A 13564-nucleotide genomic window follows, 5' to 3' on the forward strand; every position below is an offset into this window, starting at 1 on the left:
GCCCCGAAGGGACGCGGGGCGGTATCGATGTGCGGCTCCGGCCCGTGGGCGCGAGCAACCACCCACCCGCACGTCCGGGGGCCGAGGGGCAGCGCCCCTTGAGCACGGGGCGGGAAGGGGCGGAGGGGCGAGAAGACCCTCGGCCGCAGCACCCCCCACCCGAACAAGCCTGCGCAGCCGACCTGTGGGACCGTAGATTGTGCGTTGGCCCATACAGCCCTAAACGACTACGGACGGTACTCATGACCGACCCTTCCGCGGCGCCCGGATCAGCGCAGGAAAAGATCGACACCTCGGTCCCGCACTCGGCCCGCATCTGGAACTACTGGCTGGGAGGGAAGGACAACTACCCCGTCGACGAAGAGGCCGGCGACGCCTACACCGCCGTCTTCCCCGGCATCGTCACCATCGCCCGCAGCAGCCGCGCCTTCCTCAAGCGCAACATCACCTACCTCGCCGGCGAGCAGGGCATACGCCAGTTCCTGGACATCGGCACCGGCCTGCCCACGGCCGACAACACCCACCAGGTCGCCCAGCGGATCGCCCCCGACTCCCGGATCGTCTACGTCGACAACGACCCGATGGTCCTGGCCCACGCCCGGGCGCTGCTCTACTCCACCCCGGAGGGAGCCACGGCGTACGTCGACGCCGACATCCTCGAACCGGACCGCATCCTGGAGGCCGCGAGCCGGACGCTGGACCTCACGCGACCCACCGCTCTCATCCTGAGCAACATCCTGGGGCACATCGCCGACTACGACCAGGCCCGCTCCATCGTCACCCGGCTGATGGCCGCACTGCCCCCGGGCAGCTACCTCTCCGTCAACGACGGCTCACGCGGCATCGACCCCGTCTTCGAGCAGGCGCAGGACGCCTACAACGAGAGCGGCGCCGTCCCGTACAACCTGCGGACGGTCGAGCAGATCACGGCCTACTTCGAGGGCCTGGAGCTCGTGGAGCCGGGCGTCGTCACCGTCCCGCTGTGGCGTCCCGACCCCGCCACGGCCACGCCCGAGCCCGTCGGCGAACACGGCGGCCTCGCCCGCAAGCCCTGAGCGTCCTGAGCGCCCTGAGGTAATCCGACACGGCACCGCGTCCACCGCGGTGCCGTGCACGCATGCGTTACAACGTTGGAACCTACCCACCTGGAGGACTTTGAACTCATCGATGACAAAGTATGGACGAGTTCAGCAGAAGTCTCCTAGCGTGTCGGCCGCAACCGGTTGCCAGTTCGCCTTTCCACACCGGAGTTATCCGGCCCTCCGGTCGACTCAGCAGGAGGAAGCATGGACGCACGGCTGTACCGGCGCGCCCGAAGATGCCTGTCCGGACTCGTCGTCGGCACGTTCGTCGCAGGTGGGCTGTGGGCGTCCCCCATGGCATCGGCCCGTCCGGGCGCCGCGGCGCAGGCCGATGTGCCGCCCCAGGAGCCCGGTGTCACCCTGCGCGTCTACGACGTCCAGGTCCCGCTCGAGGAGATCTGCACCCTCAAAACCGGACAGACCCCCAACGTCGACAAGTTGATGCCGGTCGTCGACTGGGAGACGACCGAGGACTTCGGCGGTTTCAGCGACAACTTCGTCACCCAGGTCACGGGCAACATCCATGTCCCGGCCGACGGTTCGTACACCTTCCGGCTGACCAGCGACGACGGCTCGCGGCTGCTGATCGACGACCAACTGGTCATCGACCACGACGGGTTGCACGGCGCCGAGCCCAAGGACGGCGCCGTGCAGCTCACCGAGGGCATGCACGCACTGCGCATCGACCACTTCGAGCGCGGCGGTGACCAGGTGCTCAACCTCGCCTGGCAGCCGCCGGGTGCCGCCGGCTTCGAGACCGTCCCGAACGCGGCACTGAGCACCGACGCCGGAGTGGTCCGGGTGACCGCCCCGGGCCGCAAGGAGTGCGAGGGCATCAGGGACTCGCCCGGCGACGGCCTCCCGCTCAACTCCGTACGCCCCGACCACACCCTGACCGACCTGCGTCCCGAGGGCTTCGAACCGCAGGTCACCGGCATGGACTGGCTGCCCGACGGCCGTCTGGTGGTGAGCACCTGGGGCGGCAGCGACAACACCGCCGGTGAGGTCTACGTCATGGACGAGGTCACCGGCACCACCGGCCCGGACCAGGTGAAGGCCACGAAGATCGCCGAGGGCCTCAAGGAGCCGATGGGCCTCAAGGTCGTCGACGGCACCATCTTCGTCTCCCAGAAGCACGAGCTGACGGAACTGGGCGACAGCGACGGCGACGGCGTGATGGACCGGCACAAGACCATCGCCACCTGGCCCTACGGGGGCAACTTCCACGAGTTCGCCTTCGGGCTGCTCTACCGCAAGGGCCACTTCTATCTGAACCTGTCGGTCGCCATCGACTACGGCGGCGCCACCACCGATCCGCAGCCCGCACCGGGCCGGGGCGTGACCATCAAGGTCAACAGGGAGACCGGCAAGGTCAGTTACCTGGCCGGTGGCCTGCGCACCCCGAACGGCATCGCCTGGGGACCCGGCGGCGACCTCTTCGTCACCGACAACCAGGGCGGCTGGCTCCCCTCGTCCAAGCTCGTCCACATCAAGCAGGACCGCTTCTTCAACCACTACACCAACCCCGCGGGCCCCTTCGACTCCGAGCCGGTGACCCAGCCGGTGCTCTGGCTCCCGCAGAACGAGATCGCCAACTCGCCCAGCACCCCGCTGATGCTGACCAAGGGCCGGTTCAAGGGGCAGATGCTGTTCGGCGACGTCACCTACGGCGGTCTCCAGCGGGCCTATCTGGAGAAGGTCAAGGGCCAGTACCAGGGCGCGGTGTTCCGCTTCACGCAGGGACTCGAAGCGGGCGTCAACCGGATCACCATGGGCCCCGACGGGGCGATCTACGCGGGCGGTCTGGGAGCGGACGGAAACTGGGGCCAGGAGGGCAAACTCCGGTACGGCCTGCAGAAGCTGACGCCGAACGGCGGCAACACCTTCGACATCCAGGCCATGCGGGTGAAGAAGGGCGGCTTCGAGCTGGAGTACACCCAGCCGCTCTCCGAGGAAACCGCTGACAACCTTGTCAGCCGGTACGAGGCCGAGCAGTGGCGCTACACCCCGACGCGTGACTACGGCGGCCCCAAGATCGCCGAGGAGACGCTGAAGGTGACCTCGGCGAAGCTGTCGAAGGACCGCAAGAAGGTGACCCTCGCCATCGAGGGGCTCGAGCCGGGGCGCGTCGTGCACCTGCGCTCCCCGCGTCCGTTCAGCTCGGCGTCGGGCGAGACCCTGTGGAGCACCGAGGCCTGGTACACGCTCAACGCCGTGCCGGGCAAGCAGCCCGCACCGGGCCCGCTGTACGAGGCGGAGGAGGCGGCCCTCACGGGGACCGCCGGGATCAACACCGACCACAGGGGCTACTCCGGCAGCGGCTTCGTCGACCGCTACGGCACGCAGGGCGCCACCACCACCTTCGACGTCCATGCGGACCGGCGCGGCACGTACGACCTGGGGCTGCGCTACTCCAACGGCCCGAACCCCTTCCAGGGCACCAAGTCCCTCTCCCTGTACGTCAACGGCCGGAAGGTGAGACAGACCGAGCTCCGCAGCACCGGTGACTGGGACACCTGGTCGACGCAGACGGAGACCGTGCGCCTGCGGGCCGGGCGCAACACCGTCGCCTACCGGTACGACGAGGGCGACACCGGCCATGTCAACCTCGACCTGCTCAGCGTGGGCCGGCACGGCACGACGGTCAGCCTGTTCGACGGCGACGGGCTCGACAGATGGCAGCACACCGACGGACGCCCGGTCGAATGGCCGGTGGACGGCGGGGCCATGGAGGTCTGCTGCGGCGACATCCGCACCAAGGACAGCTTCGACGACTTCAAGCTGCACGTGGAGTACTGGCTGCCGAAGCTGCCCCCGGACGTGACCGGCCAGGACCGCGCGAACAGCGGCGTCTACCTGCAGGACCGCTACGAGCTGCAGATCCTGGACTCCTACGGTGACACCACACTCGACACCGACGAGGCGGGAGCGATCTATCTGAAGAAGGCTCCCGACGTGAACGCCGCCGAGGCGCCGGAGACATGGCAGTCGTACGACATCGTCTTCCGCGCGGCCCGCTACGACGCCGAGGGCAACAAGACGGCCGACGCGCGGGTCACCGTGGTGTGGAACGGAAAGAAGGTCCACGACGACGTCGCGATCGACACCCCGACGGGCGGCGGAGCACCCGAGGGCCCCGCGGCAGGGGCGATCCGGCTCCAGGATCACGGGAACGCGGTGCGTTACCGCAACATCCGTATCACGCCGCTGAGTTAGCGGGCGGCGACTGGATCCGGCGCCTTTCCGTCCGCCGCGGGCGGAAGGGCGCCGGTCTCCTGCTCCCCGGCCGTGTGCGCGCCCCGGAGGCCGATCATGCCGAAGGCCGTCAGGGCGGCGGCGACGACGGCCGCCGCACCGCACACCAGATACGCGGTGCTGAAGCCGTTGCCCAGGGCCTCCAGGGCGACGCCGTGCGCGGCGGATCCCGGGGCCCCGGGCGCCAGGCTGTTCACGGCGATGGGACCGCCGGCGGCGGCGACCTCGCGGGCTGCCGCCGCCTGGCCGCCGTTCAGGCCGGCGCCGGACAGCTTCGCCGTGAACGCCGAGCCGGCGTTGCTGAGGGCGACCGCGCTGACGACGACGGGGCCCAGGGCGAAGCCGAGGTCGCGCAGCATGTTGGTGGTGGCGCTGGCCATGCCGGCCAGATGCCCGGGCACGCTGTTCAGGGCCACCGCCGTCACGGAACTGACCGTCAGCGCGAAGCCGACGCCGATCAGCAGGGAGGGCGCGACGAAGGCTCCGAGGCCGGTGTCGGTGACGTCCATCCGGGCGAACAGCAGGCAGCCGACGGCCATCAGGACGAACCCGGAGGTCAGCAGCCAGGTCGCCGCGACGCGGTGCAGCAGGCGCGAGACCACCGGGATGAGCAGGAAGGCGGGACCCTGGAGCAGCAGGAAGGGAACCGCGACCCGGATGGGGTCCTGGTGCTGCACCGGTCCCAGCCACATGCTCGTGGCGAAGCAGGCGCCGAGGAAGGCGAGCATGCCGATGACCGCGACCACGGACGACACGGTGAAGGCCCGGTTGCGGAACAGCTTCAGATCGAAGATCGGGGAGTCGGCGCCCAGTTCCACCAGGACGAACGCGGCGAGGAAACACGCCCCGAGGGCGAAGGCGAGCATCACGGGCAGCGTGGTCCAGCCCGATTCGGGGCCCTCGACGGCGCCGTAGAGGACCAGGATGAGGCCGATGGCGAAGGTGATCTGACCGGGCATGTCGAGCCTGCGGCCCTCGGGGGCCCTGGACTCCGTGGCGCCGAGCAGGGTGAGCACCATGCTGGCCAGGGCGAGTCCGACGAGCACCCAGAAGGAACCGCGCCACGACCCGACCTTGGCGAACATCCCGCCGAGCAGCGGGGAGACGGCGGCGCCGGCGGACAGGAAGCCGCTCCACAGCGCCACCGCGTGGGCCCGCTCCCGCATGCCGCGGGTGACGGCGCTGACCGCGGTGAGCGAGCCGGGGAACATGGCGCCGGCACCCAGGCCGTTGAGTGCGGCGCCGACCCACAGCACCTGGACGGTGGGTGCCAGCGCGGCCACGGTGCTGCCGGCGGCGACCAGGGCGGTGCCGGCCACGACCAGCCTGCGCCGTCCGAACAGGTCGCCGAGGACTCCGAAGGTGAACTCGAAGCAGACCACGGCGATCATGAACGCGGCCGTGATCCACGTCAGTTGGGAGCCATGGGTCTGGAGGTCCTGCTGAAGAAGACCGTTCAGCGAGGCCGGCAGCGCGTTGGCGACCTGGGCCACGAAGACCGCACCGCAGGCCGCGGCCAGTGTTCCCGCGTAGCCCGGTGTCCGGGAGGCCCCCGCGGTCGGGCCCTGGGACGTCGTGGCCCCGTTGTTGAGCGTCATTGCTGTGTTCTCCCTGGCTGGGAAAGCGGGCGGCCCGAAAACGGGCGCCCGGAGAGCGTCGAGGCGCTCGGCTCTGCGGACGCGGTGGGGGAGAGGACACGTCGCGAGTCCGGCGTGGTGCCGTGGAGGATGACACTTCGCTTTACGTCGCGTCAATGAAATCTGCACAAGTTAAGGTCAGTGACCAATATGTAGGACCAAAGCCGGGCGGCGACGGCGAGCGGGACGGCCGGGCGGTGCCGGCCGGCGCTGCGCGCCCGGAACCAGGGTCAGTGCTGTTCCCCCAGGTCCGTCTCCAGTGCGCGGGCCGCCGCCTCCAGCGTGGCCACCAGGGTCTGGAGGCGGTGCGGGTCGTATCGCACGCCGGGCATGGACACCGACAGGCCGGCCAGGGCGGTGCCGTCCGCGTCGCGGACCGGCACACCGACGGCCACGAGACCGCGCTCGGACCGCTCCTGGTTGACGGCGAACCCGTTGCGCCGCAGACGCGCCAGTTCGGTCCGCAGCCGGTCCAGGTCGGGGCGCTCGCCGGGACGGTCCCGGTAGCGCTCGGCGGCGTACACCTCGCCCAGCTCCTCGTCGGAGAGCGCGGCGAGCAGCAGCAGTCCCGCCGTCGTGCGGTGGGCCGGGAACACCATGCCCTCGCGGGAGCCGACCCGCAGGGCCTGCCGGCACTCGACACTGGCGATGAACCGGGCCGTGTCGCCGGTGCGCACGATCAGGTTCGTGGTCTCGTCGAGCAGGTCGGCGACCCGGCGCAGATGCGGCAGGGCCGCCGCGCGCAGCCGTGACACCAGCGACTGGGAGTGCGCGGCGAGCTCCAGCACCGGTCCCGCCCGGTAGACGCGGTCCTCGCCCTGCACCGCGAAGTCGCGGTAGACGAGCATCGCCAGCAGCCGGTGCGCCGTCGACCGGGCCACCCCCAGCCGCTCCGCCATCCCGGACACGGTCGCGCCGCCCTCCATCTGGAGGATGGTCGCCGCCCGCAGCGCGTGGTCCACGCTGGCGATGGGGTAGGGCGGTGGTGTCTTGAGGGGTTTGTCCACGGTGGCGGCCTCCGGATTCTGCTCTGAAGAATCTACATGTTCTCCAGGCGGACACGCTGCACGCTGAGCCCTGTGACTGACTCCTCCATCGCCCACGACACCGCAACGGGTTCCCCGGTCCGGCTCCAGGCCGTCGCCACGGAGGGGCAACCCGAGGTCACCCCGGCGCTCGAAGAGCTGTACCGGGGCTTCGAGCGGGAACTCCTCGTCCCGCTGTGGACCGAGATCGGCGACCTGATGCCGGCCCACCCGCGCTCGCGCGCCGTGCCGCACCTGTGGCGCTGGCAGAAGCTGCGGGAGCTGGCGGCACAGGCCGGCGACCTGGTTCCGGTCGGCCGCGGCGGGGAGCGCCGCGCCATCGCGCTGGCCAACCCCTCCCTCGGCGGCCGGCCCTTCGCCTCACCGACCCTGTGGGCGGCCATCCAGTACCTGATGCCGGGTGAGGACGCCCCCGAGCACCGCCACACTCAGCACGCCTTCCGCTTCGTCGTCGAGGGCTCGGGCGTGTGGACGGTCGTCGGCGGCGACCCGGTGCCGATGAACCGCGGGGACTTCCTCCCGCAGGCGGGCTGGAACTGGCACGCCCATCACAACGCCACCGCCGAGCCCATGGCCTGGATCGACGGACTGGACATCCCCTTCCAGTACGCCACCGAGGCGCAGTTCTTCGAGTTCGGCCGCGACGAGCTCAGCGACGCCGAGCGGATCACCCCCGGGCGGTCGCGCTCCGAGCGCCTGTGGGGCCATCCGGGCCTGCGCCCGCTCTCGGCCGCGCCCGCCGCGCCCGGCAGCCCGCTGCTGTCGTACAAGTGGGAGTACACCGACGCGGCCCTGCGCGACCAGCTGCAACTGGAGAAGGAGGGCTTCGGCGGCACCGTCGAGCCCGGCCACGCCGCGGTGCGCTACTCCAACCCGCACGACGGCTCCGACGTGCTGCCCACGATCCGCGCGGAGTTCCACCGCGTCGCCCGCGGCGCCGAGACCGCCCCGGTGCGCGAGACCGGCTCGTCCGTCTACCAGGTGTTCGACGGCTCCGGCGTGGTGAGCGTCGGCGACCGGTCCTGGACGGTGACCCGCGGCGACCTGTTCGTCATCCCGTCCTGGGAGCCGTTCTGCGCGAAGTCCGAGGCCGGTGACTCCGACTCCGACTCCGGCGCCCTCGACCTCTTCCGCTTCTCCGACGCGCCCGTCTTCGAGGCGCTCAAGCTCGACCGCACCCAGAAGGACGCCTGACCATGAAGCTCGCCACCCTCCGCACCACCGACGGCACCCGGGCGGTGCGCCTCGACCGCGACACCCTCGTCGACCTCGGATACGCCGACCTGGGCGAACTGTTCGCCCAGGACGACTGGCGGAACCAGGCGTCCGCCGCGTCCGGCACCACGTACCCGGTCGACGGGGCCGACTTCGCGCCGGTCGTGCCCCGCCCCTCCAAGGTGGTGTGCGTCGGCCACAACTACACCAACCACATCAAGGAGATGGGCCGGGACCTCCCGAACCACCCCACCCTCTTCCCGAAGTTCGCCGAGACCCTCCTTGGCGCGAACGACGACATCGTCATGCCGGACGAGACCGACGCCCTCGACTGGGAGGTCGAGCTCGCCGTCGTCGTCGGCCGGCGGGTGCGCCGCGCCGACGAGCGGCAGGCCGCCGACGCCATCGCCGGCTTCACCGTCATGAACGACGTCTCCCTGCGCGACTGGCAGTTCCGCACCGTCGAGTGGACCCAGGGCAAGATCTGGGAGGCCACCACCCCGGTCGGCCCCTACGTCGTCACCCCCGACGAGGTCGGCGGCGTGCGCCCCGCGCTCCAGGTCACCACCACCGTCGACGGCGAGGTCATGCAGCAGGACGACACCGGCACCCTGCTCTTCGACCCGGTCTTCCTGGTCCAGTACATCTCGACCGTCATCACCCTCAACCCGGGCGACATCATCGCCACCGGCACCCCCGCCGGTGTGGGCAACGCCCGCGACCCGAAGGTGTTCCTGCTCCCCGGCCGGACCGTGGTCACCGAGATCACCGGGCTGGGCGCCTGCGTCAACAAGGTGGTCGCGGAATGACCACGCCCGCCCGCACCCTCGCCGACGCCCGCGCCTGGGCCCGCACCGGCACCGAGCTGCTGCTCGACGCCGTCGCGGGCCTCGACGAGGACGCCTTCTCCGCCCCCGGCGTGCTGCCGGACTGGACCCGCAGGCACCTCGTGGCGCACGTCGCCGCCAACGCCGACGCCCTCGGCAACCTGGTGCACTGGGCGGCCACCGGCGAGGAGACCCCCATGTACGCCTCCGCCGAGGAGCGGGCCGCCGGCATCGCCAAGGGCGTCACCCTGACGGCGGACGAGCTGCGCTCCTGGCTGACGGACTCGGCGCAGAAGCTCGCCGCCGGCCTGGACGGGCTCACCGAGGAGCAGTGGCAGCGGCCGGTCGTCACCGCTCAGGGCCGCACCGTCCCCGCCACCGAACTCCCCTGGATGCGGGCCCGCGAGGTGTGCGTCCACGCCGTCGACCTCGGCACCGGCGTCGTCACCTTCGCCGACCTCCCCAAGGGCTTCCTCACCGCGCTGGTCGCCGAGATCCGCGCCAAGCGCGGCTTGGACGAGCTCCCCGGCGGCCCGCTGCCCGAGGTCGCCGCCTGGCTGGCCGGCCGCCCCCACACGCTCGCCGACGCCCCCGTGCTCGGCCCCTGGCTGTAGAGATGGTGAGTCCCATGTCCCACCCTGACGTGATCGTCGTCGGCGGCGGCCTCGGCGGCCTCGGTGCCGCCTTCTCGCTGACCCGGCAGGGCCAGACCGTCCGCCTGCTGGAGAGCGCCCCCGCCTTCGGCGAGGTCGGCGCCGGTATCCAGCTCGCCCCCAACTGCACCCGGATCCTCGACGACTACGGCCTGCTCGGCGAGGCCAAGACCCTCGGCGTCGTCCCGGACGCCATGGTCATGCGCGACGCCGTCGACGGCTCCGAACTGACCCGGCTCGACCTGCGCCACCTGGAACAGCGCTACGGCTACCCGTACCTGGTCATCCACCGCAGCGACCTGCACGGCCTGCTGTTGCGCGCCTGCCGGCGCGCCGGTGTCGAGCTGATCAACGACGCCCACGTCACCTCGTACGAGAACACCGACAACGGCGCCCGCGTCACTCTCGCCTCCGGGGAGACCCACGAGGCCGGGGTCGTCATCGCCGCCGACGGCCTGCACTCCGTCGCCCGCAAGCTGCTCGTCGACGACCGGCCGGTGTCCTCGGCGTACGTCGCCTACCGCGGCACCGTGCCCGCCGAGCAGCCGCGTGTGCAGGCGGCCGACCTCGGCGAGGTCGTCGTGTACATCGGCCCCCGCTGCCACTTCGTCCACTACGGCCTGCGCGGCGGCGAGATGCTCAACCAGGTCGCCGTGTTCGAGTCCCCCAAGGCGCTGGCCGGCCGGGACGACTGGGGCACCCCCGACGAGCTGGACGCCGCCTTCGCCGGCACCTGCGACTTCGTCCGCGACGGCCTGCCCTTCATGTGGCGGGAGAAGTGGTGGCGGATGTTCGACCGCGACCCGATCATGAAGTGGGTCCACGGCCGGATCGCGCTGCTCGGTGACGCCGCGCACCCGCCGCTCCAGTACATCGCCCAGGGCGCGATCATGGCCCTCGAGGACGGCTGGGTGCTGGGCGAGCACGTCGCCCGCAGCCGCTCCGAGGACGGCACGGTCGACTGGAGCACCGCGCTCGCCGCCTACGAGGCCGTCCGCCCGGAGCACTGCCGCCGCGTGCTGACCACCTCCCGTGCATGGGGTGAGCTGTGGCACCTCGACGGTGCCGCCCGCGAGCGGCGCAACACCCTGCTGCGCGCCCGCGACACCTACGACTACTCGTTCACCGACTGGCTGTACGGCCCGACCGCGCTGACACCCGACGAGGAGCCGGAGATGTTCACGCCGATCCCGCTGGACCCGGCGCCCGCCGGAGACGCGGTGGGTGAGGCGGCATGAGCGCCGCCTACCTCTACGCCGCGGTCCGCACCCCGTTCGGCCGGTTCGACGGAGCCCTCGCCGGGGTGCGCCCCGACGACCTCGCCGCCACCGCGCTCACCGGCCTCCTGGCCAGGACGCCCGCCCTCGACCGCGCGGCCATCGGCGACGTGGTGTGGGGGAACGCCAACGGCGCGGGCGAGGACAACCGCAACGTCGGACGCATGGCGGCGCTGCTCGCCGGGCTGCCGGTCGGCGTGCCCGCCACCACCGTCAACCGGCTGTGCGGCTCCGGCCTCGACGCGGCCGTCATCGCCTCGCGCACCCTTCAGACCGGCGACGCGGACATCGTCGTCGCCGGCGGTGTGGAGTCCATGACCCGTGCGCCGTGGGTGCTTCCCAAGCCGGACCGGGCCTTCCCCGCCCGCGATGTCACGGCCGTCTCCACCACGCTCGGCTGGCGGCTGGTCAACCCCGCCATGCCGAAGGAGTGGACCGTCTCCCTGGGGGAGAGCAACGAACTCCTCCGGGAGAAGTTCTCGATCTCCCGGGAACGCCAGGACGCCTTCGCCGTGCGCTCCCACCGGCTCGCGGCCGCGGCGTGGGACGAGGGCTTCTACGACGACCTGGTCCTGCCCACCGAAAACCTCACGCGTGACGAGGGCATCCGCCCCGGCACCGACCCCGGGAAGCTGGCGGCCCTGAAGCCGGCGTTCCGCCCCGACGGGACGATCACCGCGGGCAACGCCTCCCCCCTGAGCGACGGCGCGTCGGCCGTCCTGCTGGGCACCGGGGCGGCCGCCGACCGGATCGGTACGGCGCCCCTCGGCCGCGTCGCGGGACGCGGGGTGCACGCGGTCGAACCGCAGATGTTCGGATTCGCCCCCGTGGAGGCGGCCGACAAGGCGCTGCGCCGGGCGGGCATCGGCTGGGAGGACATCGGCGCGGTCGAGCTGAACGAGGCGTTCGCCGTCCAGTCCCTCGCCTGCGTGGACGCCTGGGGCATCGACCCGGAGATCGTCAACACCCGCGGCGGCGCGATCGCCCTCGGGCACCCGCTGGGCGCCTCGGGCGGCCGGCTGCTGGGCACCCTGGCGAAGGTGCTGCGCGAGCGGCGGCAGCGCTGGGGCGTGGCGGCCATCTGCATCGGCGTGGGGCAGGCCCTAGCCGTGGTCCTGGAGAACGTGACCGACGAGGTGAGCCCGGGATGACCACGGCCATCGCCGCCACGGCCGACGAGGCCGTCGCGGGCATCGAGGACGGATCGACGGTCCTGGTGGGCGGATTCGGGCTGGCGGGCATGCCGTTCGACCTGATCGACGCGCTCATCCGGCAGGGCGCCACCGACCTCACGGTGGTGTCCAACAACGCGGGCAACGGGGACGTGGGCCTGGCCGCGCTGCTCAAGGCCGGCCGGGTGCGCAAGGTGATCTGCTCCTTTCCCCGGCAGAGCGACTCCTATGTCTTCGACGACCTGTACCGGGCCGGACGCGTCGAGCTGGAGGTCGTCCCGCAGGGCACCCTCGCCGAGCGGATGCGGGCCGCCGGAGCGGGCATCGGCGCCTTCTACAGCCCCGTGGGAGCCGGCACCCCCCTGGCCGAAGGAAAGGAGACGCGGGAGATCGACGGCCGCATCCACGTCCTGGAGTACCCCGTCAGAGGCGACGTGGCCCTGATCTCCGCACACCACGCGGACACCCTGGGCAACCTCGTCTACCGCAAGACCGCCCGGAACTTCGGCCCGGTCATGGCCACCGCGGCGACCACGGTCGTCGCCCAGGTCACCGAGATCGTGGAGCCGGGGCGGATCGACCCGGAGGCCGTGGTCACGCCGGGCATCTACGTCGACCGACTGGTACGGGCCGAGGCCCGCCGGCTGACCGTGCAAGGAGCGCGATGACGACCACCACCGTGCCGGAGCGGACGGACCGGGGCCCGCTCACCACCGACGAACTCGCCGCCCGCATCGCCCGCGACATCCCCGCCGGCTCCTATGTGAACCTCGGCATCGGCCAGCCGACCCGGATCGCCGAACACCTGTCGCCGGACGCCGGGATCGTGCTGCACACCGAGAACGGCATGCTCGGCATGGGCCCGGCGGCGACCGGCGACGACATCGACACCGACCTCACCAACGCCGGCAAGGTCCCGGTCACCGAGCTTCCCGGAGCGGCGTACTTCCACCACGCCGACTCCTTCGCCATGATGCGCGGCGGTCACCTGGACGTGTGCGTCCTCGGGGCGTTCCAGGTCTCCTTCCGCGGCGACCTGGCCAACTGGCACACCGGCGACCCCGACGCCATTCCCGCCGTGGGCGGCGCGATGGACCTGGCCGTCGGAGCACGCCGGGTCCTGGTGATGATGAGGCTGTTCACCCGCGACGGTGCCGCCAAACTCGTCCCCGCCTGCACGTACCCGCTCACCGCGCCCGGCTGCGTCGACCGCGTCTACACCGATTACGGAATCTTCGAACCCGGTCCGCAGGGCCTGCGGGTGCACGAGACGTACGGCATCACCGTGGCCGAGCTGCGGCGACGCCTCGGGGCCGGCCTGCTCTGCTGAGCCTTTACAGCCCGGCAGTGCGCCGAGCGCCCTGTACGGTCGGTGCGCGGCGGCGCGTTAGGATCCCCGG

At 71.6% G+C, this 13564-nt stretch carries 11 protein-coding genes; 9 read left to right on the forward strand and 2 right to left on the reverse strand.

The window, feature by feature from the left end:
* The first annotated feature begins 242 nt into the window (after positions 1-242).
* Both AC5L3C_RS35795 and AC5L3C_RS35800 read left to right on the forward strand, forming a co-directional pair.
* The gene (locus AC5L3C_RS35795; RefSeq protein WP_493653244.1) at positions 243-1055 is read left to right on the forward strand and encodes an SAM-dependent methyltransferase; all 813 of its coding nucleotides are present in this window, start codon (positions 243-245) and stop codon (positions 1053-1055) included.
* Positions 1056-1286: 231 nt separating this feature from the next.
* Positions 1287-4298, forward strand: coding sequence for a 3-keto-alpha-glucoside-1,2-lyase-like domain-containing protein (locus tag AC5L3C_RS35800; protein WP_493653245.1), 3012 nt, complete (start codon positions 1287-1289; stop codon positions 4296-4298).
* Here the strand turns inward: AC5L3C_RS35800 and AC5L3C_RS35805 are convergent.
* Both AC5L3C_RS35805 and AC5L3C_RS35810 read right to left on the reverse strand, forming a co-directional pair.
* A complete protein-coding gene (locus AC5L3C_RS35805; RefSeq protein WP_493653246.1) occupies positions 4295-5935 on the reverse strand; it encodes an MFS transporter in 1641 nt (546 codons plus the stop codon). The genes AC5L3C_RS35800 and AC5L3C_RS35805 overlap by 4 nt on opposite strands.
* 269 nt (positions 5936-6204) lie before the next feature.
* Complete coding sequence (locus tag AC5L3C_RS35810; RefSeq protein WP_493653247.1) at positions 6205-6981, reverse strand: IclR family transcriptional regulator; 777 nt, start codon at positions 6979-6981, stop codon at positions 6205-6207.
* Positions 6982-7053: 72 nt separating this feature from the next.
* On the opposite strand from AC5L3C_RS35810, the gene AC5L3C_RS35815 reads away from it, so the two are divergent.
* Genes AC5L3C_RS35815 through AC5L3C_RS35845 form a run of 7 tightly spaced genes read left to right on the forward strand, consistent with a single transcriptional unit; the run spans position 7054 to position 13494 of the window.
* A complete protein-coding gene (locus AC5L3C_RS35815) occupies positions 7054-8214 on the forward strand; it encodes a cupin domain-containing protein (protein ID WP_493653248.1) in 1161 nt (386 codons plus the stop codon).
* A gap of 2 nt (positions 8215-8216) precedes the next feature.
* Positions 8217-9044 carry a fumarylacetoacetate hydrolase family protein gene (locus AC5L3C_RS35820; protein ID WP_493653249.1) on the forward strand — a complete coding sequence of 276 codons (828 nt, stop codon included), beginning with the start codon at positions 8217-8219 and terminating at the stop codon, positions 9042-9044.
* Positions 9041-9676, forward strand: a complete 636-nt coding sequence (locus tag AC5L3C_RS35825; protein WP_493653250.1) for a maleylpyruvate isomerase family mycothiol-dependent enzyme — start codon at positions 9041-9043, stop codon at positions 9674-9676. The genes AC5L3C_RS35820 and AC5L3C_RS35825 overlap by 4 nt, the downstream gene beginning before the upstream one ends.
* 29 nt (positions 9677-9705) lie before the next feature.
* Positions 9706-10953, forward strand: coding sequence for an FAD-dependent oxidoreductase (locus tag AC5L3C_RS35830; RefSeq protein WP_493654171.1), 1248 nt, complete (start codon positions 9706-9708; stop codon positions 10951-10953).
* On the forward strand, positions 10950-12143 hold the full coding sequence (locus tag AC5L3C_RS35835) for a thiolase family protein (RefSeq protein ID WP_493653252.1): 1194 nt from the start codon (positions 10950-10952) through the stop codon (positions 12141-12143). Before AC5L3C_RS35830 ends, AC5L3C_RS35835 begins: the two co-directional genes overlap by 4 nt.
* Complete coding sequence (locus AC5L3C_RS35840; protein ID WP_493653253.1) at positions 12140-12832, forward strand: 3-oxoacid CoA-transferase subunit A; 693 nt, start codon at positions 12140-12142, stop codon at positions 12830-12832. Before AC5L3C_RS35835 ends, AC5L3C_RS35840 begins: the two co-directional genes overlap by 4 nt.
* Positions 12829-13494 carry a 3-oxoacid CoA-transferase subunit B gene (locus tag AC5L3C_RS35845; RefSeq protein WP_493653254.1) on the forward strand — a complete coding sequence of 222 codons (666 nt, stop codon included), beginning with the start codon at positions 12829-12831 and terminating at the stop codon, positions 13492-13494. Before AC5L3C_RS35840 ends, AC5L3C_RS35845 begins: the two co-directional genes overlap by 4 nt.
* The last annotated feature ends 70 nt before the right edge of the window (positions 13495-13564 follow it).

Source organism: Streptomyces speibonae (assembly GCF_984686075.1).